Origin of the sequence: Mycobacterium mantenii (assembly GCF_010731775.1) — a bacterium.
Classification (GTDB): Bacteria; Actinomycetota; Actinomycetes; order Mycobacteriales; family Mycobacteriaceae; genus Mycobacterium; species Mycobacterium mantenii.
This window is the reverse complement of the sequence record NZ_AP022590.1, coordinates 834,636-856,172: the sequence shown is the minus strand read 5'-3', so window position 1 is coordinate 856,172 and position 21,537 is coordinate 834,636. Positions and strand designations below refer to the sequence as shown.

Below are 21,537 nucleotides of genomic sequence, written 5' to 3'. Positions count from 1 at the left end.
CCGGTGGTTGCTTAGCAGAAAGCGCTTCCGCCTGGTCCTTCACAATCCCTGGACCCAATTGCTCAACACGGCCGCGCCGGCATCCCCGCTCTTTTCCGGGTGGAATTGAGTGGCCGACAGCGGCCCGTCCTCGACCGCGGCCAGAAACGGGCCCTCATGGGTGGCCCAAGTCAGCACCGCGTCGGGCGAACCCTCCCACTGCTGGGCGGCGTAGGAGTGCACGAAGTAGAACCGGGTGTCGGCATCGAGTCCCTTGAACAGCACAGTGCCGGGCCCGGATTCGACGACGTTCCAGCCCATGTGCGGAATGACCGGCGCCTGCAGTCGCGTCACGTACCCCGGCCACTGACCGCATCCCTCGGTTTCCACACTGAATTCGACGCCGCGGGCGAACAGGATCTGCATCCCGACGCAGACGCCCAGCACCGGGCGGCCGGCGGCGACCCGTTCGGTGATGATGCGGTCCCCGCCGATGTTGCGCAGCCCCGTCATGCAGGCCTCGTAGGCACCGACGCCGGGCACCACCAGTCCGTCGGCGGCGGCCGCGGCGCCCGCGTCGCCGGTCACCTCGACCGACGCGCCGACCCGCTCGAGCGCACGCTGCGCCGACCGCAGGTTGCCCGAGCCGTAATCGAGGACAACTACTTTTTTTGGGCGGTTAGATGCCGTCACAGAACCCCTTTGGTGGACGGCACGTCCGAGACCCGAGGGTCGGACTCGACCGCCTGACGCAGCGCGCGGGCAACCGCCTTGTACTGCGCTTCGGTGATGTGGTGCGGGTCGCGCCCGTACAGCACCCGCACGTGCAGCGCGATGCGCGCGTTCATGGCCAGCGATTCGAACACGTGCCGGTTGATGACGGTGTGATACGGCACCGAGTTGCCGGCAATAGTGGTGTGCTGCAAGTGATCCGGCTCCCCGCTGTGCACACAGTAGGGACGGCCGGACACGTCGACCGCCGCGTGGGCCAGCGTTTCGTCCATCGGGATGAAGGCGTCGCCGAACCGGCGGATGCCCCGTTTGTCGCCCAGGGCCTGGCCGAGCGCCTGACCCAGAGCGATCGCGGTGTCCTCGATGGTGTGGTGGCCCTCGATTTCGACGTCGCCCCTGGTGCGCACGGTCAGGTCGAAACTGGCGTGACTGCCCAGGGCCGTGAGCATGTGGTCGTAGAACGGCACACCGGTGTCGATGTCGACCTGGCCGGTGCCGTCGAGGTCGAGTTCGATGACGATGTCGGATTCCTTGGTGCGGCGCTCGATGCGCGCACGGCGGGTGGCGGTCGTTGTCACGGTGCTCCTACGGGGCTGGGGAAACGGAGGCCAATTGGGTGGCGGCGACCTGGGCGCTGGCGCGCAGGAAGGCGTCGTTCTCCTCGGCCAGCCCGGTCGTGGCGCGCAGGTAGCCGGGGATTCCGACGTCGCGGATCAACACCCCGGCGTCCAGATAGCGTTGCCAGGCGGCCGGTGCATCGGCGAATTCGCCGAACAGCACGAAGTTCGCGTCGCTTGGAATCACCCGAAAACCCATGCCGGCCAAGGCCGCTGAGACCCGCTCGCGTTCGGCGATCAGTGTCGCCACGCTGCCCAGCGTGTCATCGGCATGCCGCAGCGCGGCGCGTGCGGCGGCCTGGGTGAGCGACGACAGGTGATACGGCAACCGCACCAGCAGCATCGCGTCGATCATCGCCGGGGTAGCGATCAGGTAGCCCAGCCGGCCCCCGGCGAAGGCGAACGCCTTGCTCATGGTGCGCGAGACGATGAGCTTGGTCGGATACTCCCCCACCAGCTCGACCGCGCTGGGCTGCGAGGAGAATTCGCCGTAGGCCTCATCGACGATCAGGATGCCGGGCACCACGTCGAGCAGCCGCCGCAGGTCCGGCAGCGAAACGCTCTGCCCGGACGGGTTGTTCGGGCTGGCGATGAACACCACGTCGGGGTTGCGGTCGGTGATGGCGGCCACCGCGGTGTCGACGTCCAGGCTGAAGTCCTCGGCCCGGGCGGCGTGCAGCCATTCGGTGCGGGTGGCGTCGGAGATGATCGGGTGCATCGAGTAGGACGGAACGAACCCGATCGCGGTGCGTCCCGGCCCGCCGAACGCTTGCAGCAGCTGCTGCAGGATCTCGTTGGAACCGTTTGCTGCCCAGAGGTTTTCGACTCCGAGTTGGACCCCGGTCTGGGTGCTCAGGTAGGCGGCCAGGGCGGTGCGCAGGGCGACCGCGTCGCGGTCGGGGTAGCGGTGCAGGTCCGCGGCCGCCTCGCCCACCGAGCGCACCACGTCGTCCACCAGCGCCTGGCTGGGCGGGTGCGGGTTCTCGTTGGTGTTCAGCCGGACCGGGACTTCCAATTGCGGTGCGCCGTAGGGCGATTTGCCGCGCAGGTCGTCGCGCAGCGGCAGGTCATCGAGTGTGGGCTCGAATTGTCCGGTCATCGCTCGAACCTCCGCCGCACCGCTTCGCCGTGTGACGGCAGGTCTTCGGCCTCGGCCAGCGCGATCACGTGTCCGGACACGTCTTTCAGGGCCGCCTCGGTGTAGTCGACGACGTGGATGCCGCGCAGGAAGGTCTGCACGGACAGGCCGCTGGAATGCCGGGCGCTGCCCGCGGTCGGCAGCACGTGGTTTGATCCGGCGCAGTAGTCGCCGAGGCTGACCGGTGCATACGGGCCGACGAAAATGGCCCCGGCCGAACGGATTCGGCCCGCCACGGCGGCCGCATCGACGGTCTGGATCTCCAGATGCTCGGCCGCGTAGGCGTTGACGACCTTCACGCCGGCGTCCAGGTCGTCGACCAGGATGATCGCCGACTGGCGTCCACCGAGCGCGGCCGTCACCCGCTCGCGGTGCACCGTCGTCTGCAGCTGGGCGGCCAGCTCCGCGTCGGTGGCGGCGGCCAGGTCCGCGCTGGGGGTGACCAGCACGCTGCCCGCCATCTCGTCGTGCTCGGCCTGGCTGATCAGGTCGGCGGCCACGTGCGCCGGGTCGGCGGTGTGGTCGGCCAGGATGGCGATCTCCGTCGGCCCGGCTTCGGCGTCGATCCCGACCCGCGACCGGCACAGCCGCTTGGCGGCGGTGACGTAGATGTTGCCGGGCCCGGTGATCATGTCGACGGGTGCCAGCTCGGCGCCGTCGAGGTCGCTGCCGCCGTAGGCCAGCAGTGCCACCGCCTGCGCGCCGCCCACGGCCCACACCTCGTCGACCCCCAGCAGCCGGGCCGCGGCCAGGATCGTCGGGTGCGGCAGGCCGTCGAATTGGACCTGCGGTGGGCTGGCCACCACCAGCGAGGCGACGCCGGCGGCCTGGGCCGGCACCACGTTCATCACCACGCTGGACGGGTAGACGGCGTTGCCGCCCGGCACGTAGAGGCCCACCCGCTCGACCGGGACCCATCGCTCGGTGACCGTCGCGCCCGGGCCCAGGGTGGTCGTGACGTCGGCGCGACGCTGGTCGGCGTGCACCGCGCGGGTGCGTTCGATCATCACCCGCAGCGCGTCGGCCACGCCCGCGTCCAGTTCGGCCAGGGCCCTCTCCAGCGCGGCCTGGGGCACCCGGACGGCCGGCGGCCGGACCCCGTCGAAGGTGGCGCCGAACTCGCACGCGGCTTCGGCGCCGCGCTCGGCGACGGCCTGCACGATCGGCCGCACCTTGGGCAGCACCGTCTCCACGTCGGCGCCGCCGCGGGGCAACGCGGCCCGCAATCGGGCAGCCGTCAGCTCGGTGCCCCGCAGATCGATACGGGCCATCGGTGACGGTCGGGCGGCGCTCACGGTGTCCATTGTCCCAGAGGAACTCAAGTCAATATCCGACCGGTACAGTGCCGGTAAGCACACTCGTCCTCACCTCTGAGCAGGGAGCGCGCCATGTCCACCAAGGATCACCCGAATAACGCCCCGGGCATTCCGATGGTGTATCCGACCTGGTTCGAGAACATTCAGGTCAAATACCTCAACCCGGCGCTGAAACCGATCGCGCGCTACCTGCCCGGGACCGGGACCATCGAGCATCGCGGTCGCACGTCGGGCAAGCGATACAACACCATCGTGGCCACGTACCGCAAAGACAACACGCTGGCGATCGCGCTCGGACATGGGAAGACCGATTGGGTGAAGAACGTGCTGGCCGCCGGGGAGGCGGACCTGCGTTTTGCCCGCCATCGGGTGCACATCACCAATCCCCGGATTTTGCCGGCCGGATCGGACGGCGCGGGGCTGCCCAGGCTGGCGCGGCTGCAGCTGCGCCGCATGGCGGTGTTGGTCGCCGACATCGCCTGAGCCCGATCGCCTTCGGACGCCATTCCCACGGCCGTCGAGCGTGCGCTGGTGGCGGCGACACAAGAGAAGCCGCTCAGGCGCCGATGCCGCTACATATCGAGGCCGATGTCGAGCACCCGGACCGAATGGGTCAGCGCGCCGACGGCCAGATAGTCCACCCCGGTCCCGGCGTAGGCGGCCGCGTTCTCCAGGCTGAGCCCGCCCGAGGACTCCAGCAGCACGCCGGGTGCCCGCGCGTCGCGGCGCTGCACGGCCATCTGCGTCTGCCACACCGGGAAGTTGTCCAGCAGGATCAGTTCGGGCTTCTCGGGCAGCACCTCATCCAGCTGCTCGAGTGAATCCACTTCCACCTCGCACGGCAGGTCCGGCGCCGCGTCGCGCACCGCCCGCAGCGCGTCGACGACCGATCCCGCGGCCACCACGTGGTTGTCCTTGATCAGGGCCGCGTCGCCGAGCCCGAGGCGGTGGTTGACGCCGCCACCGACCCGCACCGCGTATTTCTGCAGCACGCGCAGGCCGGGCAGGGTTTTGCGGGTGTCGCGCACCTGGGCCTTGGTGCCGTGCACGGCGGCCACCCAGTGCGCGGTCGTGGTGGCGATCCCCGACAGATGGCAGATCAGGTTCAGCATGGTCCGCTCGGCGGTCAGCAGGCCGCGCGTCTCGGCCCGCAGGGTCAGTACCGACTCGCCCGGCTCCACGTGGGCCCCATCCTCGACGCGGTCGACCACCTCGTAGCCGCGGGCGCCGAGCACCTCGTCGAGCACCAGCAACGCGATGTCGATGCCGGCGATCACGCCGGGCTGGCGGGGCACCAGCGCGGCGGTCGCCACCGCCTCGGCGGGCACCGTCGCCAGGGTGGTGATGTCGGGCCCGTAGCGCAGGTCCTCGACCAGGCCGCGCCGAATGGTTTCCCGCGCGGCGGTCAGTTCACAGTCGGACATCGTGCTCATACGACCGCAGCCAAGCCCTCCACCAGCACCGCATTCTGGTCGTCGCCAACCAGGCGCAGCACGTTGCTGCGCCCCAGCTCGGACGCGGTCTGCGGATACTCCTCGCGATGGTGGCAGCCCCGGCTCTCGTTGCGGGCCAGGGCGGCGGCCGTGACCGCGCGGGCGGCGACGGCCAGCGCGACGTCCTCGAAGTCGCGGCGACCGGACAACGCCCGGGTCTTCGCCTGCGACAGCATGCTGGACAACCGGTTCAGTCCGGCGGCGTCGCGCACCACCGAAGCGTCCCGGCTCATCGCGCGTTGCAGTTCAGCGCGCTCCGGCGCGGTGTGGACGACCGGTTCGGGCGCGACCGCGTGAACACGTCCGGTCGCCGCCGCATGCGCGGCCGCCAATTTGCCGGCCCGCCCGCCGACCACCAGACCTTCCAGCAGGCTGTTGGAGGCCAGCCGGTTGGCGCCATGCAGTCCGGTGCGCGCGACCTCGCCCGCGGCGAACAACCCGGGCAGCTCGGTTTGGCCGTACACATCGGTGACGATGCCGCCGCAGCTGTAGTGCGCCCCGGGGACAACGGGAATGGGTTGCCGGACGGGATCGACGCCCGCGGCCCGGCAGGCGGCCGTCACGGTCGGGAACCGGCGGGCGAAGTCGCCGATGTGGCGCGCGTCGAGGAAGACGCAGGCGTCGCCGGTGGCCTTCAGCCGGGCGTCGATGGCCGCGGCGACGACGTCGCGCGGCGCCAGATCCCCCATCGGGTGAACGCCGGCGGTCACCGAATCACCTTGCCGATCAATCAGTCTCGCCCCCTCACCGCGGATGGCCTCGGTGACCAGCGGGCGCCGCCCACCGATGGCATCGGCGGCGAAGAGCATGGTGGGATGGAACTGGATGAACTCGAGATCGCTGACCGCGACGCCGGCCCACAGGCCCAGCGCGATGCCGTCGCCGGTGGAGCCCTCGGGGTTGGTGGTCGCGCCGTACAGGTGCCCGAGGCCGCCGGAGGCCAGGATCACCGAAGGCGCGCTGATAATTCCGTATCCGTCCGGGGTGCCCACCAGGACGCCGGTCACGGCCGCGTCGTCGTGCAGGATCCGCAGCGCCACATGGCCGGTGCGGATGTCCAGCCTGCGCGCCGCGTGATCGAGGGCCCGCTGCACCTCTGCACCGGTGGCGTCGCCACCGGCGTGCACGATGCGGCGCCGCGAGTGTCCACCTTCGCGCGTCAGCGCCCACCTGCCCGGGGCGGCTTCGTCGAATCGCGCTCCGTCACCGACCAATTCGGCGACGCCCGCGTAGCCGTCGGCGACGATGGAGTAGACCGCCTGGGGATCGCACAGACCCGCGCCCGCGACCACGGTGTCGGCGACATGGGCCTCCACCGAGTCGTCGTTGTCCGGCAGCACCACCGCGATGCCGCCCTGCGCGTAGTGCGTCGCGGTCGCCCCGCGAGCCTGATCGGCCTTGCTCAGCACGACGACCCCGCTGCCGGCGCGATGGGCGGCCAGCGCGGCGGCCAATCCCGCAACACCGGTGCCGATGACGACGACGTCGGCGCTGTGCGTCCACTGGGGACGGGCGATCATTCGCCACCGCCCGGCTGCCCGATCGCGATCATTCGCTGAACGCTGCGCCGGCCGGCGGCGGCGACGTCGGGGTCGACATGGACCTCGTCGGCACCGTCGACCAGGCAGCGCAGCAGGGCCGCCGGGGTGATCATCTTCATGAACTTGCAGGACGCGCGGTCGTTGACCGCGCGGAAGTCGACTTGCGGTGCGGCCCGGCGCAATTGATACAACATGCCGACCTCGGTGGCCACCAGGACCTTGCGTGCGTTGGTCTGGGTGGCGGCGTCCAGCATGCCGCCGGTGGACAGGATCTTCACCCGGTCCGGCGGAAAGGCCCCTTCGCCCGCGAGATACAGGGCCGAAGTGGCGCAACCGCATTCGGGGTGCACGAACAGCTCGGCGTCCGGATTCGCGCGGGCCTGGTCGTTGAGCTCGTCGCCGTTGATCCCGGCGTGCACATGGCATTCGCCGGCCCACACGTGCAGGTTCTCGCGACCCGTCATCCGGCGGACGTGGGCGCCGAGGAACTGATCCGGGCAGAACAACACCTCGCGGTCCGGGTCGATGGACTCGACGACCTCGACGGCGTTGGACGAGGTGCAGCAGATGTCGGTGAGCGCCTTCACCGCGGCCGTCGTGTTGACGTAGGAGACGACGACCGCGCCGGGGTGTTCGTCCTTCCAGGCGCGCAGTTCGTCGGCGGTGATGGAATCGGCCAGCGAGCATCCGGCGCGCTGATCCGGGATGAGCACGGTCTTGTCGGGACTCAGGATTTTGGCGGTCTCGGCCATGAAGTGCACCCCGCAGAACACGATGGTGTCCTCGGGCGCCTCGGCCGCGATCCGCGACAGCGCCAGGGAGTCGCCCACGTGGTCGGCGACGTCCTGGACCTCGGGCAACTGATAGTTGTGCGCCAGCACGGTGGCGCCGCGCAGCTTCGCCAGGCGGCGAACCTCGGCGGCCCATTGCTCATCACCGGCCACACCGGCGTAGCCGGTGGGTGAATTCGTGATGTCGGCGACCATGCTTTCGGCGAGCGTGTCCATGCGATTGATAACCGTCATGGCGGCTCCTTTCAGCCCAGGAGGTTTTCGACTTATAATCGAAAACATGGCCCATGGTAGCACCGCCCACGAAGTGCTCGCGGTCGTGTTCCAGGTTCGCGACGTGACCGGCCAGGTTACGAAGGGACACCACACGGCGAAACCGCAACTGAACGTGCTGTTATGGCAACGCGCCAAAAATCCGCAACAGGGCACGTGGTCGCTGCCCGGCGGGCAGCTGCGCAACGACGAGGACATGATCACCTCGGTCCGGCGCCAGCTCGCCGAGAAAGTCGATCTCAAGGAGCTGGCTCACCTGGAACAGCTCGCGGTGTTCTCCGACCCGCAGCGGGTGCCCGACACCCGCATGATCGCCTCCACCTTCCTGGGCCTGGTGCCCTCCCCCGCCAGCCCCGAGCTGCCGCCGGACACCCGCTGGCATCCGGTGAACTCCCTGCCCCCGATGGCCTTCGACCACGGTCAGATGGTCGACAACGCCCGCACCAGGCTGATCGCCAAACTGTCCTACACCAACATCGGCTTCGCCTTGGCACCAAGGGAATTCGCGCTTTCCACGCTGCGCGACATCTACGGCGCCGCGCTGGGGTATCAGGTCGACGCGACGAACCTACAGCGAGTCCTGGCGCGGCGCGGGGTCATCACGGCGACCGGCACCATCGCGCAATCCGGCCGCAGCGGCGGACGCCCGGCCGCGTTGTACCGGTTCACCGAGGCGGCGCTGCGCGTCACCGACGAGTTCGCCGCGCTCAAGCCGCCGGGGCTGGCAGGCTAGGCTTGGCGAACTGCGTCTTCGGGTAGACACGTAGGGCGACTCGTTTTTAGTGGCGCATCTGACCCGCCTGTTGTGACAAGAAATCGCTCACAGTGCGGCGATTACGTTTTGGTTACCTGCCGTTCGTGCGCGAGAATGCCGGGTGGCCACGAAGGGAGCCTCAATGGCTGAGCTCGGCAACCTGGCAGGCACGCAGGGCGCGGAATGGATCGCCCGCCCGCCGCACGAGGAACTGCAGCGCAAGGTGCGTCCGCTGCTGCCCTCGGACGACCCGTTCTACCAGCCGCCGCTGGGCTTCCAGCACGCCGAGCCGGGGACGGTGCTGCGTTCGCGCGACGTCGAGCTGGCGTTCCTCGGCCTGATTCCGCAGCCCGTCAAGGCCGTCCAGCTGCTGTACCGGACCATGGACATGCACGGCGAGCCGGAGGCCACCGCCACGACGGTGATCGTCCCCGCCGAAATCGCTTCGGGGCGGCCGTGCCCGCTGCTGTCGTACCAATGCGCGATCGACGCCGTCTCCTCGCGCTGTTTCCCGTCCTACGCGCTGCGGCGCAGGGCGAAGGCGCTGGGCGCCATCGGACAGTTCGAGTTCTTCCTGGTCGCCGCGGCCGTCGCCGAGGGGTGGGCCGTCTCGGTGCCCGACCATGAAGGTCTGCGCGGCCTGTGGGGCGCCCCGTACGAGCCCGGCTACCGCGTCCTGGACGGCATCCGGGCCGCGCGGAACTCGGAGCGTCTCGGGATTTCGGACTCCGCCCCCGTCGGGCTGTGGGGGTACTCCGGCGGCGGGCTGGCCAGCGCGTGGGCCGCGGAAATGTGCGCCAAGTACGCGCCCGAACTCGACATCGTCGGGGCGGTGCTGGGCTCACCCGTCGGGGACCTGGGCAACACCTTCCGCCGACTCAACGGCGGCTTCCTGTCGGGGCTTCCCGCACTGGTGGTGGCCGCGCTCGCGCACATCTATCCCGACCTGGACCGGCTGATCAGGGAGCACTCCAACGAGGAGGGGCGGGCCCTGCTCGACTCGCTGGAGAAGATGACGACGGTGGAGGCCGTCGTGCGGATGGCCGGCAAGAACATGGGCGACTACCTCGACCAGCCGCTCGAGCAGATCCTGTCCACCCCGGAGATCACCTACGTCTTCGACCACATCAAGCTGGGTGCCGCCGTCCCGACGCCGCCGGTGCTGATCGTCCAGGCCGTGCACGACTACCTGATCGACGTCCACGACATCGACGTGCTCGCCCACGCGTATTCGTCCGGCGGCGCGCAGGTCACCTACCACCGCGACGCCTTCAACGAGCACATGATGCTGCATCCGCTGTCGGCCCCGATGACGCTGCGCTGGCTGACAGATCGCTTCGAGGGCCGCCCGCTGACCGAGCACCTGGTGCGAACCACCTGGCCGACGATGTTCAACCCGATGACCTACGTCGGCATGGCCCGGCTGCTGAAGATCGCGGCCAAGGTCGTCACGGGCCGCAAGGTCGGCCGCCGTCCGCTATGACACGGGCGCTTCCGCGGCGCCGCCCTGCACCGGCAGCGCATCGGAGGGCCTAGGCTCGCGCGGAAGCGCACCCAGGTCGTCACGGGCGTCCGCGGCCGCACGCACCGCATAGACCAGGGCCGCGATACCGGCCGGCCACAACAGGCCCACCGCGATCTGCAGCGGACCCTGCGAGAAGAACACCGGCGGCGCCTGCGTGACGTACGCGACGGACGGGCTTTTCGTCAGCGGTACCGCATCGAAGTCCAGGGCGCCGTAGCTCAGCCGGACCAGCCCCGCGCCCACCGCGGCGGCCGCGGCGGCGGCCGCCGCCATGCCGCTCGACAGGGCGACGACCATTCCCGGCCCGCGGTGCTCACGCCACTGCCACACCCCCACCGACGCCACCACCGCCAGCACGGTCAGCAGCCCCAGCATCAGTGCCGGTGCGACGAAGAAGTGCTCGGACTCGTTGCCCAGGTAGTCATGAACCCGCTCGCCCGAGCGGGTGAGCGCCACCACGGCGCGAATCGGCGGCGCGATCCACGCCCACAGCCCGCCGATCACCAGGCCGGTCGCCGCCGATCCCAATGCCACGATCAGGAGCGCGCGGGTACGCGTCCGGCGCAAGGCGGCGTCCGGGGCGGAGGAATCCGCGGCGGCGGTCTTAGGTTGCTCGGTCAACGCTGCGTCTCCAGATCCGCGGAATCGGCCTCACCGTGCCTCGAGCAGCGCGCCCGCCAGCCGTCGGGGCGGACCTGAACCACCATCCGGCGGCCGCACGCCGCGCAGAACCGGGGAGGCTCCAGACCCAACTGAGCGGCTGTCGGCACTGCGGTGCCCCCTAATTCCCCGGTGTAGACGTTGTAGACGCCGGCGCTGACCACAGCGCCCAGATCGCCAACCACCAATCTCCAACCCTAGCCGCGGCCAGCCGGTCTACAAGCTGGCGTTGAGCCCCTTGAGGGGCATCTGCAGGTCGTCCAGCAACTCCAGGTCGGACTCAGCCGGACGGCCCAGGGTGGTCAGGTAGTTACCGACGATCACGGCGTTGATGCCGCCCAGGATGCCCTTCTTGGCACCCAGATCGCCCAGGGTGATCTCGCGGCCGCCGGCGAAGCGCAACATGGTGCGCGGCAGCGCCAGGCGGAATGCGGCCACCGACTTCAGCGCCTCGGTCGCCGGCATCACCTCCAGGTCGCCGAACGGGGTGCCCGGCCGCGGGTTGAGGAAGTTCAGCGGCACCTCGTCGGGGCCGAGTTCGGCCAGTTCGGCGGCGAATTCCGCCCGCTGCTCGAGCGTCTCGCCCATGCCGAGGATGCCGCCGCAGCAGACTTCCATGCCGGCGTCGCGGACCATCGACAGCGTCTCCCAACGCTCCTCCCAGCTGTGGGTGGTGACGACGTTGGTGAAGAACGAGCGCGCGGTCTCGAGGTTGTGGTTGTAGCGGTGCACACCCATCTCGGAAAGCTGCTCGACCTGCTCGGCCGTCAGCATGCCCAGCGAGCAGGCGATGTTGATCTCGACCTCGTTGCGGATCGCTTCAATGCCCGCCGCGACCTGGGCCAGCAGCCGCTCGTCGGGCCCGCGCACCGCGGCCACGATGCAGAATTCGGTGGCGCCGGACTTGGCGGTCTGTTTGGCCGCCTCAACCAGGCTGGGAATGTCCAGCCGGGCGCTGCGCACCGGCGACGCGAACAGGCCCGACTGCGAGCAGAAGTGGCAGTCCTCCGGGCAGCCGCCGGTCTTCAGGCTGATGATGCCCTCGACCTCGACCTCGGGACCGCACCAGCGCATTCGCACCTCGTGGGCCAGCGCCAGCAGCTCGTCGAGCCGGTCGTCGGGCAGCTGCAGCACCCGCAGCACCTGGTCCCGGCTCAATCCCTGGCCGCCCTCCAATACCTGCTGCCGGGCCACCGCCAAGATGTCCTCGTCGTTGCCGGTGTCGGCCGTCGGTCGAGTTGCCGCTTGAGTCACCAGGTGCTCCCCTGCCTCTTTTTCGTGCCCGCGCGTGGGGACACACCTGCCACGTAGTGATGGCAGCCCGAATGAAAAGGTGTTCAAAGAAGGGTAACGGCCGAAGGACACGGCCTGTCTATGGGTATACGACCACAGTGACTCCGCACGTCGAATTCCTGGCGCACCACTACCTCCTGCTGGCGGCGCCGGCGTTCCTGCCTGCGGTGATCGTCGTCGGGGTGGTCTTGTACATCGCGCTGCGCGACCGCCGTGAGGGCCGCGACGCCGCGGGTTCGCGCACCGACGCTTCCCGGTCCGACACGCCCGACAAAGAGCGTGATTGACGAGCCCTCGATCGGGGCATTAAACAAACGATCACGAACCTACTTGACAGTAATAAGCGGTTGACATCAATCGGATCCTCCGGGGCAGCCCGGCGCGGTTGGGAGGCACGACGATGCGGTCGAATGAACTGACGTTTATTGCCGAGGCACCGGCACGCGGTGCGGGGCTCAATCAGGTGATCGGGCTTTCGATCGCCGCGGTGGTGATCACCCTGCTGTTGCTGTGGGTGGGTCATGCCCACCGCACCCATCGCATCCAGTGGTTGACCCGCGCCGCCGACAAGATGGGCGAAAAATTCCACCGGCCCGGTTGGGTCGCTTTGCCGATTCTGGTCTTCACCACATCGATCATCTGCGCGTTGTTCGGGTTCATCTGGGACGTCAGCTGGCACATCGGCAACGGCCGCGACCCGGGCCCGTTGGCCAACCCGGCGCACTACTTCATCATCATCGGATTGTTCGGCATCTTCCTCGGCGGCATGACGGCGGTCGTGCTGCCGTTCGACAAGCCCGGCCCGGCGGCGGTGCGGATCACGCAGAACTGGCACGCACCGGTCGGCGGCGTGCTGATGGCCGGCTGCGGGCTGTACGCGATGATCGGCTTCCCGCTCGACGACATCTGGCACCGCATCTTCGGCCAGGATGTAACCCTCTGGGGCCCAACACATTTGATGATGATCGGCGGCGCCTGCTTTTCGCTGTTCGCGGTGCTGATGCTGGAGCGCGAGGGTGAGGCCGAGGAAGGCGAGGACGTCTACCACGGCGTCTTCATCACCTTCCTGCGCTACCTGTCCTTCGGCGGGTTGTTCATCGGCTTGTCGGTCTATCAGATCGAGTTCGACTTCGGCGTCCCGCAATTCCGCCTGGTGCTGCAGCCCATGCTGATCGCCGGCGCGGCGGCCCTGGCGGCGGTCGCCGCCCGCACCACCATGGGGCGAGGGGCGGCCGTCATCGCTGCCGTCTTCGCTATCGCCCTGCGCGGCGGTGTCGCCCTGCTGGTCGGCCCGATCCTCGGGGCCCCCATCAACTGGTTCCCGTTGTACCTCGGCCCCGCGCTGGCGGTCGAACTGGTCGCCTTGACCCCGATTTTCAAGCGCCCCATTGTGTTCGGCGCCGTCGCGGGCCTGGGCGTGGGCACCGTCGGACTGTGGCTGGAGTCGCTGTGGATCGCGACGGTCTACCACTACCCCTGGCCGATGCGCATGTGGGGCGAGGCCCTGGCCATGGCGGTGCCGGTGGCGGTGCTGATGGGTGTGTGCGGCGCACTGTTCGGAATGGTGCTCACCGGCCAACGCCTGCCAGCCCGCCGGGTCGGCATCTCCGTGGTGGCGTTGACGGTGCTGGTGATCGGCGGCGCGGTGGCCAACGGCCTCCATATCGTGGTGCCGGGCCAGAACAACGCCACCATCACGTTGACCGATCTGCCCAGTGCACCGGGGCAGCGCATGGTGTCGGCCGACGTCCAGTTACAACCCGCCGACATGGTCAGCGATCACCCGGACTGGTTGACGATCCTGTCATGGCAGGGGCGCATGAATAACGAGCGCGGCCTGGTCATCGACCGGCTCGCCAAGGTCGGGCCGGGGCACTACCGGTCCACTCAGCCGGTCCCGGTGTGGGGCGATTGGAAGACCCTGCTGCGGGTGCAGGACGGCCGCACGATGACTGCGGTGCCGATCTGGGAACCGGCGGACGCCGCCATTCCGGCCCCCGAGGTCCCCGCGCTGGCATCGAGCACGCGGCCGTTCGTCCTGGAAGTCACCATTCTGCAGCGCGAGCGCGACCAGGGCGCGCCGACCTGGTTGTTCACCGCCGGCGGCATCGTTGTGCTGTTCCTGACGCTGATGGTGATCGCCGGTTTGACGTGGGGTGCGGGCCGGCTCAATAACTCCATCGCCGAGCCCGAACCCGTCGAGGACAAGCGACCGATCCCCCGGGCGGCGTGAGCCCATGGCAGTTCGCGGCACTCTGCTTGCGGCGTGGGTGGCGGTGCTGGTCTGCGGCCTGGTCGGCTGCGGCGGTTCCACCGGTAAGTCCCCGGCCGCACCGTTGACGATCGACGTGACCATCGCCAACGGGCAGGTCACGCCGACCAACGCGACGCTGCAGGCCAAGGTGCATCAGCAGATCACCCTGCACGTGACCAGCGACGCCACCGACGAGCTGCACGTGCATTCGACGCCCGATCACAAGTTCCAGGTCGCGGCCGAGCCCAACCAGACGTTCGGATTCGCCGTCGACGTGCCCGGCAACGTCGCGGTGGAGCTGCACCATCTGGACCGCACCGTCGCCACCATCCAAGTGCAGCCGTGAGCTCCGCCGCCGCGGCGGTGGTGCTCGCGCACGGGCTCGGTGGGTCGGGTGACCTTCCGGTGCCCTACGCCTACGCGATGGTCGGGGCGGCCTGGGCACTGACATTCACGTTCGCCCTGGTGGCGTTCGCCTGGCGGCGGGCCCGGTTTGATCCGCTCAAGCCGGGCCGGCCCCTGCCGACCGCCCTGACGACGTTCGTCGACTCCCGGGTGACCCGCTGGTCGGCCGCCGCGCTGGCCCTGGCGGTTGCGGCGTGGGCGGTGGCCGCCGGAATCTGGGGTCCCCAATCGGAGTCCAACGCGCTGCTCGGCGCGTTCTACGTGCTGCTCTGGGTGGGGCTGGTGGCGCTGTCGCTGGTGATCGGGCCGGTGTGGCGGGTGATTTCGCCGATGCGCACGCTCTATCTGCTGTTGCGGCGCATCACCCCGGAGCAGCTCGGCCGGCCACGGCTGTCCTACCCCGAAGGCTGGGGCTATCGGCCCGCCGCGGCGGGACTGTTCGCCTTCGTCTGGATGGAGCTGGCCAGCCCGAACCCAGCGGCACTGCCCTGGGTCAGGACATGGATAGCCGGCTACGCCGTGCTGATGCTGGTCGGCGCGTGGCTGTGCGGACAGCGCTGGCTGGCCCGCGCCGATCCGTTCGGCGTGTACAGCATGGCCGTGTCCCGGCTCTCGCCGTTTCGACGCAACCCGCAGACCGGGAAGATCGTGGCCGGAAACCCGCTCGACCATCTGCCGTCGCTGCCGGTGCGGCCGGGCCTCGTGCTGCTGCTGGCGGTGCTGCTCGGGTCAACGGCCTTCGACAGTTTCTCGTCGTCGCCGACGTGGCGCGGGTTCTCCGATCAGCTCGCCCGCGAATTCGGCGCGCCCCCGGCGGCGGCCTCGTCGGCGCTGCGCACCGTCGGCCTGATGGTCTTCATTGGCGTTGTGGCAGTAACCTTTTCACTCGCGGCCCGCGCGACTGGAGGCGTCAGCCCCGAGCAGCGCCGCGCATTGCCCGGCGAGATGGCACATTCGCTGATACCGATCGTGGTGGGCTACATCTTCGCGCACTACCTGTCCTACCTGGTGGAGCGCGGCCAGCAGGCGGTGTTCGCGCTGGCCGACCCGTTCGGCCACGGGTGGAACCTGCTCGGCCTGGCACATCTGCACGTCGCCTACATCTTGTCCATGCATCCGCCCGTGCTGGCCGCGGTCAAGGTGACCTGCGTGGTCACCGGGCACATCGTCGCGGTGATCGCGGCCCACGACAAAGCCCTGCGGTTGCTGCCCGCCGGCCATCAGCTCACCGGGCAGCTGACGATGATGCTGGTGATGGTCGGCTACACCTTCACCGGCTTGTATCTGCTCTTCGGGGGCTAACCCGCGATCGGGTGCTCGACCTTCTTGTTGCCGTCCCAACGGCGCAAGCCCGCGAAGCTGCCGTCGATCTGGGCTGGCCGGCCCGCGATGCGCAGCGCCCGACCGAGTTGGGCGCCGCCGACGCGCCGCGCCATCGTGACGTGCGCGGTCCACTGACCAGGCAGGCTGTTGGGCATCGGGCCCGGGATAAAATGCGGGCCGCACACGCGATGCACCTGGGCGTGCAGCGCCAACAGCTCGCCGGTCGGCACCACCAGCCGCGCGAAAACCGGGCTGGCGCGGCCGAACAGCACCGGCGCACCGAGGAGGCAGCGCAGCGGCAGCCGCTCGCTCACCGGGCTCAGCAGTTCGTCGACGTCGGCGGCGATGCCTTCGGCCACGGCCAGCGTCACGTGGGGCCGGCTGGCCGGTGCCTGACTGGGAATTCCGGCCGCGGCCAACGCTTTCCAGATGCCCCGGATCGCCGCCTCGGTGTCGCGGTCGAAGACCAGCTCGATGGAGTGGACCATCAGCCGACCAGCGAGGCGACCCAGTCGCGGTCGAATGCCTGGGCACACAGCGTCGCGAACTCGGCGGCGCCCAGCGACGCCGCCCCGGCCGGCAGCGCGGCGCGCACCGCGGCGAGCCGGGCCAGCGCGGATCGATTCGTCGTCTCCACCACCCCCGGCCGCCGGGGCCAGCTGCCGATGACCAGTCCTGCACACGAAACCCATTGCACGGCAAGCGATTCCAGGGTAAGCGCGGTGTGGTTGAGGGTACCCAACGACGGACTAACCACGACCAGGACTTCGGCGGCCAGCGCGGCGGCGAGATCGCGTGCGGTGACACCGTTCTCGCCGAGTTCGACCAGCAGTCCCCCGGCGCCCTCGACCAGCGTCAGTCGCCCCGGCCGGTCCAGCTCCCCGATGAGCGCCAGCAGCTGCTCGCGGGTGGGCAGCGGCATTCCGGCCACCTCCGCGGCGGCCACCGGCGCCAGCGGCTGCGGATATCGGCCTAGCCCGGCCAGCTCGGTCACCCCGGACAGCCGGGCCACCTCGGCGAGGTCGTCGTCACCGTCGTCGGTGCCGGTCTGGACGGGTTTACACACCGCCACGTCGATACCGGCCTGACGGGCGTGACAGGCCAGCGCCGCGGTGACGACCGTCTTGCCGACCCCGGTGTCGGTGCCGGTGACGACGAGAACCGTCACCGGCGTGCCTCAACCAAGCCGGGCGAGCACATCGGTCAGCACCCGGCGCGCGACCTCCAGCTCGGCGCCGTCCAGCGACGCGCGCGCCGTCAGCCGCAGCCGCGACGTCCCGGCGGGCACGGTCGGGGGCCGGAAGCAGCCCACCCGCACACCGGCGTCCAGGCAGGCCGTCGCGGCGGCCACCGCCATGTCCGGGTCGCCCAGGATCACCGAGACCACCGCCGACTGCGGCGTTTCGGGCACGCCGCAGGCCTCGGCCAGGCTGGCGGCGTGGCGCAACACCGCGTCTGCCCGCCGGGGCTCGGCCCGCAGCACGGTCAGCGCGGCCCGCGCGGCGCCCACCGCCGCCGGGGCCAGGCCGGTGTCGAAGATGAACGTGCGCGCGGCGTCGATGAGATGCGCCCGCACCGAGGCCGGCCCGAGCACCGCACCGCCCTGACTGCCCAGCGCCTTTGACAGCGTGGTGGTCATGACCACGTCGGGTGCGCCGGCCAGCCCGGCCTCGTGCAGGAGCCCGCGCCCGCCGCCGCGCACCCCCAGACCGTGCGCCTCGTCGACAATGAGCAGGGCGCGGTGCCGACGGCACACCTCGTGCAATTCCTGCAGCGGTGCCAGCGCGCCGTCGGTGCTGAACACCGACTCGGTGAGGACGACCGCGCGCTCCTCGTCGCGCGCCCGCAGCGCCGCCTCGACGGCACCGACGTCGCGATGCGGCGTGACCGCCACCCGCGCCCGCGACAGCCGGCATGCGTCCACCAGCGAGGCGTGCGAGTACTCGTCGGAGACCAGCAGCGCACCCCGGCCCGACAGGCCGACGACGACCCCCAGGTTGGCCGCGTAGCCGGAGGAGAACAGCAGCCCCGAGGCCGCGCCGACGTACTCGGCCAGCTCGGACTCGAACTGCTGGTGCAACTCGGTGTCGCCGGTGACCAGTCGGGACCCGGTCGCCCCGGCGCCCCACATACGCAGCGCGGCGACCCCGCCGTCGATCACGTCCGGGTGTTGTGACAGGCCGAGGTAGTCGTTGGAGGCCAGGTCCAGCTCGGTGGCGACGGCGGGACGCGGCCGCAGTGAGCGGCGCAGCCCGGCCTCGCGGCGCTGCCGTTCCACCGCTTCCAGCCACGCCAGCGGAGACGTCTCGATCGGTGCCCTCATGGGCGATCAGCCTACGAGGCGGGCGACCTGCACCATCGCCGAGGTGATCTGCGAGATCTCAGCGGGCGTGCAGATGTAGGGCGGCATCGCGTAGACCAGGTTGCGAAACGGGCGCAGCCAGACGCCGTGATCCAGTGCCGCCGGAGTGGCGACGGCCAGGTCGACCGGGCGTTCGCATTCGATGACACCGATCGCGCCGCACACCCGCACGTCGCTCACGCCGGGCAGTGCCCGGGCCGGCTCGAGCCCGGCCGCCAGGCCGGCGCCGATCTCGGCGACCCGCGAGCGCCAGTCCTGGCCGAGCAGGACCTCCACGCTGGCCACCGACACCGCGCAGGCCAGCGCGTTGGCCATGAACGTGGGGCCGTGCATCAGCGCTCCGGCCTCACCGGAGCTGATGGTGTGGGCGATGCCGGTCGTGCACAAGGTGGCGGCCAGGGTGAGGTATCCCCCGGTCAGCGCCTTGCCGACGCACATGATGTCCGGGCTCACGCCGGCGTGGTCGGCGGCGAACAGCTCGCCGGTGCGGCCGAAGCCGGTGGCGATCTCGTCGAAAATCAGCAGCACCTCGTGGCGCCGGCAGATGTCGCGCAGGTCGCGCAGGTATCGCGGGTCGTGGAAGCGCATGCCGCCGGCGCCCTGGACGACGGGCTCGACGATGACCGCGGCCAGCTCGGCGGCGTGCCGGGCCAGCTGTTCCTCGAACGCCGCGCTGTAGCCGGGGTCGTAGTCGCGGGGCACCTGCGGCGCGAACACCTGCCGGGCCAGGATGTCGGCCCACAGCGAGTGCATGCCGCCGTCGGGGTCGCAGACGCTCATCGGCGTGAAGGTGTCGCCGTGGTAGCCGCCGCGCCAGGTCATCAGCCGGTGCTTGCCGGGCCGCCCGCGGCTGCGCCAGTACTGCAGCGCCATCTTGACGGCCACCTCGACCGACACCGATCCGGAGTCGCTGAAAAACACCGTCTCCAGCCCCGCCGGGGTGATGTCCACCAGCAGTTGGGCCAGCCGCGCCGCCGGTTCGTGGGTCAACCCGCCGAACATGACGTGGTTCATCACGCCGAGCTGCGCGGACAGGGCCGCGTCCAACACCGGGTGGCCGTGCCCGTGGATCGCGGTCCACCAGGAGCTCATGGCGTCGAGCGCCTCGATGGGCTTGCCGTCGCGGACCAGGGTGAGCCAGGCGCCGCGGGCGCCGACCGCCACCACGGGGGCGACGGATTCGGCGCCGATGGTGCTGTAGGGATGCCACAGGTGCGCGGCGTCGATCGCGCTGATCTGCTCGGGCGTCAGCCCGGCCTTGGCCGCTGGCATAGTGATCGAGGGTAAAGCAGCCGATTCGCGCAAAACTCCGACGTCGGGAAGCATGGGACATCATGGCCCCGCCGCAGCAGTCCGACAGCGCAGCACCGGGACCCGAGGCGGGGCCCGGCTGGTCCAGGGACACGCACTATCCGCTGGTGGAGTACGACGACGAGGCGCCCCGGGTGATTCGGGTGCGGGTGGCGCCCTGGGACATCGCCTGCACCGTCGCGCTGCTGATCCTGCTGGCGGTGCTGGCCACGGCGACGACCTGGCCGACGCGGCTTTTCGGCTTCCTGGCGAACGTCTGCGAAGACGAAACCTGCGGGCCGGTCCCCTACGGCCTGGACCTGTACATCCACCCGGTGGTGTGGGGCGGCATCGGTGCGGCCATGACCGCCGCCATCATCGGACCGGTCGTTTCCCTGCTGAAGGGCTGGTACATGTCCTTCTGGCCGGTGCTGGCGCTGGCGCTGGTCATGGTCAGCTCGGTGGCCGGCTCGATGCTGACCATGTTCAGCGAACGCTATTGGCTGCTCTGAACGCACCGCTGCCGCCGCCCTGGCGGACGTGCGATTTCGTAGCCGACTGAGACCGAAATCACAACTGCGCATACGGGATTCGGCGCGCCAGTCACCGTCCGGTCACGGTACGACAAAAAATCTCGCGCGGCCCTGGCGGCTAACAAGTTCTGTTGTCAAAGTGGCTTGTGTGACTGATGTGAATACAGCGGCTGACCGCTGATTCACCTCGCATGTGCCATGGACGGCGTTGTGCCCCAGCGTGGAGGCCTTCGCCCGGCCATGAACCGGGGGCGGACGCGCGAGGTCACCGCGCCGAGGCCCATTGAGCGCCTGGAGAGGCCAGGGAAAGGCCAGAAACATGAAACGCATCTACGCCTTCGCGATCGGTTTGGCCCTGTTGGGGGCGCCGATGGTGGTTCCCACCATCGCGACCGCCGACCCGGGCGCCAGGTCGATGGACTATCAGCAGGCCACCGACGTGGTGATCGCCCGCGGTCTGTCGCAGCGCGGTGTGCCGTTCTCCTGGGCCGGTGGCGGCATCAACGGGCCCACCCGCGGCACCGGCACCGGCATCAACACCGTGGGTTTCGACGCCTCGGGCCTGATGCAGTACGCCTACGCCGGCGCCGGCATCAAGCTGCCGCGGTCGTCGGGCGCGATCTACCGGGTCGGGCAGAAGATCACGCCGCAGCAGGCCCGCAAGGGTGACCTGATCTTCTACGGTCCCGAGGGCACCCAGAGCGTCGCGATGTACCTGGGCAACAACCAGATGCTCGAGGTCGGCGACGTCGTGCAGGTTTCGCCGGTGCGCGCCAACGGCATGACGCCGTACATGGTCCGGGTCCTGGGGGCCTCCGCGCCGGCGCAGCAGGCGCCGCTGCAGCAGGCGCCGCAGCAGCTCCCTAACCAACAGGCACCACTGCAGCAGGCACCCACGCAGCAAGCCCCGCTGCAACAGTCGCCCTACCAGCAGACGCCGCAACAGCTCCCCACCCAACAGGCACCACTGCAGCAGGCACCCACGCAGCAAGCCCCGCTGCAACAGTCGCCCTACCAGCAGACGCCGCAACAGCTCCCCACCCAACAGGCGCCGCTGCAGCAGGCACCAACGCAGCAGGCCCCGCTGCAGCAGTCGCCGTTCCAGCAAGCGCCCGTGCAGCAACTGCCCACCCAGCAGTCGCCGTTGCAGCCGACCGCCGCCGGCATCGGCAGGTAACTCCCGGCCGTTTTCCCGCCGTCCGACACACCCGCCACTCGCTCCCCCGCCGCCCGGCGCGGCTGCTCGGCAACCCGTCGA

At 69.9% G+C, this 21,537-nt stretch carries 21 protein-coding genes and 2 pseudogenes; 9 read left to right on the top strand and 14 right to left on the bottom strand.

Going from position 1 to position 21,537, the window contains the following annotated elements:
- Positions 1-39: 39 nt before the first annotated feature.
- The 4 genes and pseudogenes from hisH to hisD form a co-directional block, all read right to left on the bottom strand.
- Positions 40-672, bottom strand: a complete 633-nt coding sequence (gene hisH / locus G6N50_RS04110) for an imidazole glycerol phosphate synthase subunit HisH (protein ID WP_083094106.1) — start codon at positions 670-672, stop codon at positions 40-42.
- On the bottom strand, positions 669-1,289 hold the full coding sequence (hisB, locus tag G6N50_RS04105; protein WP_083094107.1) for an imidazoleglycerol-phosphate dehydratase HisB: 621 nt from the start codon (positions 1,287-1,289) through the stop codon (positions 669-671). The genes hisH and hisB overlap by 4 nt, the downstream gene beginning before the upstream one ends.
- A pseudogene (locus tag G6N50_RS04100) lies at positions 1,286-2,427 on the bottom strand (histidinol-phosphate transaminase). The gene hisB and the pseudogene G6N50_RS04100 overlap by 4 nt, the downstream one beginning before the upstream one ends.
- Positions 2,424-3,770 carry a histidinol dehydrogenase gene (gene hisD, locus G6N50_RS04095; protein ID WP_083094109.1) on the bottom strand — a complete coding sequence of 449 codons (1,347 nt, stop codon included), beginning with the start codon at positions 3,768-3,770 and terminating at the stop codon, positions 2,424-2,426. Before hisD ends, G6N50_RS04100 begins: the two are co-directional and overlap by 4 nt.
- Before the next feature lie 84 nt (positions 3,771-3,854).
- On the opposite strand from hisD, the gene G6N50_RS04090 reads away from it, so the two are divergent.
- The gene (locus G6N50_RS04090; protein WP_083094110.1) at positions 3,855-4,265 is read left to right on the top strand and encodes a nitroreductase family deazaflavin-dependent oxidoreductase; all 411 of its coding nucleotides are present in this window, start codon (positions 3,855-3,857) and stop codon (positions 4,263-4,265) included.
- 89 nt (positions 4,266-4,354) lie between these two features.
- On the opposite strand, the gene nadC is transcribed toward G6N50_RS04090, so the two are convergent.
- Genes nadC through nadA form a run of 3 tightly spaced genes read right to left on the bottom strand, consistent with a single transcriptional unit; the run spans position 4,355 to position 7,841 of the window.
- On the bottom strand, positions 4,355-5,215 hold the full coding sequence (gene nadC, locus G6N50_RS04085) for a carboxylating nicotinate-nucleotide diphosphorylase (protein ID WP_083094111.1): 861 nt from the start codon (positions 5,213-5,215) through the stop codon (positions 4,355-4,357).
- Positions 5,212-6,795 carry an L-aspartate oxidase gene (locus tag G6N50_RS04080; RefSeq protein WP_083094112.1) on the bottom strand — a complete coding sequence of 528 codons (1,584 nt, stop codon included), beginning with the start codon at positions 6,793-6,795 and terminating at the stop codon, positions 5,212-5,214. The genes nadC and G6N50_RS04080 overlap by 4 nt, the downstream gene beginning before the upstream one ends.
- The gene (gene nadA, locus G6N50_RS04075) at positions 6,792-7,841 is read right to left on the bottom strand and encodes a quinolinate synthase NadA (protein ID WP_083094113.1); all 1,050 of its coding nucleotides are present in this window, start codon (positions 7,839-7,841) and stop codon (positions 6,792-6,794) included. Before nadA ends, G6N50_RS04080 begins: the two co-directional genes overlap by 4 nt.
- Before the next feature lie 46 nt (positions 7,842-7,887).
- On the opposite strand from nadA, the gene G6N50_RS04070 reads away from it, so the two are divergent.
- Together G6N50_RS04070 and G6N50_RS04065 are read left to right on the top strand one after the other, a co-directional pair.
- Complete coding sequence (locus G6N50_RS04070; protein ID WP_083094114.1) at positions 7,888-8,613, top strand: NUDIX hydrolase; 726 nt, start codon at positions 7,888-7,890, stop codon at positions 8,611-8,613.
- A gap of 163 nt (positions 8,614-8,776) precedes the next feature.
- Positions 8,777-10,117, top strand: a complete 1,341-nt coding sequence (locus G6N50_RS04065; protein ID WP_083094172.1) for a lipase family protein — start codon at positions 8,777-8,779, stop codon at positions 10,115-10,117.
- Here the strand turns inward: G6N50_RS04065 and G6N50_RS04060 are convergent.
- From G6N50_RS04060 to bioB, 3 genes are read right to left on the bottom strand one after another with little or no spacing between them, the layout of a single operon-like run.
- Entirely contained in the window at positions 10,112-10,780 is a 669-nt protein-coding gene (locus G6N50_RS04060; protein ID WP_083094115.1) for a DUF2567 domain-containing protein, read from the bottom strand. The genes G6N50_RS04065 and G6N50_RS04060 overlap by 6 nt on opposite strands.
- Positions 10,777-11,004 (bottom strand): biotin synthase auxiliary protein BsaP, encoded by a 228-nt coding sequence (gene bsaP / locus G6N50_RS04055; protein ID WP_067828719.1) that lies wholly within the window; start codon positions 11,002-11,004, stop codon positions 10,777-10,779. Before bsaP ends, G6N50_RS04060 begins: the two co-directional genes overlap by 4 nt.
- Positions 11,005-11,035: 31 nt before the next feature.
- Positions 11,036-12,073 (bottom strand): biotin synthase BioB, encoded by a 1,038-nt coding sequence (gene bioB / locus G6N50_RS04050; protein ID WP_067828722.1) that lies wholly within the window; start codon positions 12,071-12,073, stop codon positions 11,036-11,038.
- A 137-nt stretch (positions 12,074-12,210) separates the two neighbouring features.
- Here bioB and G6N50_RS04045 point away from each other — a divergent pair, with 137 nt between their 5' ends.
- The 4 genes from G6N50_RS04045 to G6N50_RS04030 all read left to right on the top strand — a co-directional run bounded on the left by G6N50_RS04045 (position 12,211) and on the right by G6N50_RS04030 (position 16,073).
- Positions 12,211-12,399: a hypothetical protein gene (locus tag G6N50_RS04045; protein WP_083094116.1), complete on the top strand. Its 189-nt coding sequence runs from the start codon at positions 12,211-12,213 to the stop codon at positions 12,397-12,399.
- A 113-nt stretch (positions 12,400-12,512) separates the two neighbouring features.
- A complete protein-coding gene (locus G6N50_RS04040; protein WP_083094173.1) occupies positions 12,513-14,345 on the top strand; it encodes a hypothetical protein in 1,833 nt (610 codons plus the stop codon).
- A gap of 4 nt (positions 14,346-14,349) precedes the next feature.
- Positions 14,350-14,712 carry a hypothetical protein gene (locus tag G6N50_RS04035; RefSeq protein ID WP_083094117.1) on the top strand — a complete coding sequence of 121 codons (363 nt, stop codon included), beginning with the start codon at positions 14,350-14,352 and terminating at the stop codon, positions 14,710-14,712.
- Positions 14,709-16,073 carry a hypothetical protein gene (locus G6N50_RS04030; RefSeq protein WP_083094118.1) on the top strand — a complete coding sequence of 455 codons (1,365 nt, stop codon included), beginning with the start codon at positions 14,709-14,711 and terminating at the stop codon, positions 16,071-16,073. Before G6N50_RS04035 ends, G6N50_RS04030 begins: the two co-directional genes overlap by 4 nt.
- Here the strand turns inward: G6N50_RS04030 and G6N50_RS04025 are convergent.
- Genes G6N50_RS04025 through G6N50_RS04010 form a run of 4 tightly spaced genes read right to left on the bottom strand, consistent with a single transcriptional unit; the run spans position 16,070 to position 19,728 of the window.
- The gene (locus G6N50_RS04025) at positions 16,070-16,582 is read right to left on the bottom strand and encodes a 2'-5' RNA ligase family protein (protein WP_083094119.1); all 513 of its coding nucleotides are present in this window, start codon (positions 16,580-16,582) and stop codon (positions 16,070-16,072) included. The genes G6N50_RS04030 and G6N50_RS04025 overlap by 4 nt on opposite strands.
- Positions 16,582-17,262, bottom strand: coding sequence for a dethiobiotin synthase (bioD, locus tag G6N50_RS04020; protein ID WP_083094120.1), 681 nt, complete (start codon positions 17,260-17,262; stop codon positions 16,582-16,584). The genes G6N50_RS04025 and bioD overlap by 1 nt, the downstream gene beginning before the upstream one ends.
- Positions 17,263-17,271: 9 nt before the next feature.
- Positions 17,272-18,417, bottom strand: coding sequence for an 8-amino-7-oxononanoate synthase (locus G6N50_RS04015; RefSeq protein ID WP_083094121.1), 1,146 nt, complete (start codon positions 18,415-18,417; stop codon positions 17,272-17,274).
- A gap of 6 nt (positions 18,418-18,423) precedes the next feature.
- On the bottom strand, positions 18,424-19,728 hold the full coding sequence (locus tag G6N50_RS04010; RefSeq protein ID WP_083094122.1) for an adenosylmethionine--8-amino-7-oxononanoate transaminase: 1,305 nt from the start codon (positions 19,726-19,728) through the stop codon (positions 18,424-18,426).
- Positions 19,729-19,790: 62 nt separating this feature from the next.
- Between G6N50_RS04010 and G6N50_RS04005 the strand changes: the two genes are divergently transcribed.
- Both G6N50_RS04005 and ripD read left to right on the top strand, forming a co-directional pair.
- Positions 19,791-20,258, top strand: coding sequence for a hypothetical protein (locus tag G6N50_RS04005; RefSeq protein ID WP_083094123.1), 468 nt, complete (start codon positions 19,791-19,793; stop codon positions 20,256-20,258).
- Positions 20,259-20,598: 340 nt separating this feature from the next.
- Positions 20,599-21,261 (top strand): annotated as a pseudogene (ripD, locus tag G6N50_RS04000) (NlpC/P60 family peptidoglycan-binding protein RipD); the annotation flags it as partial.
- Positions 21,262-21,537: the final 276 nt, after the last annotated feature.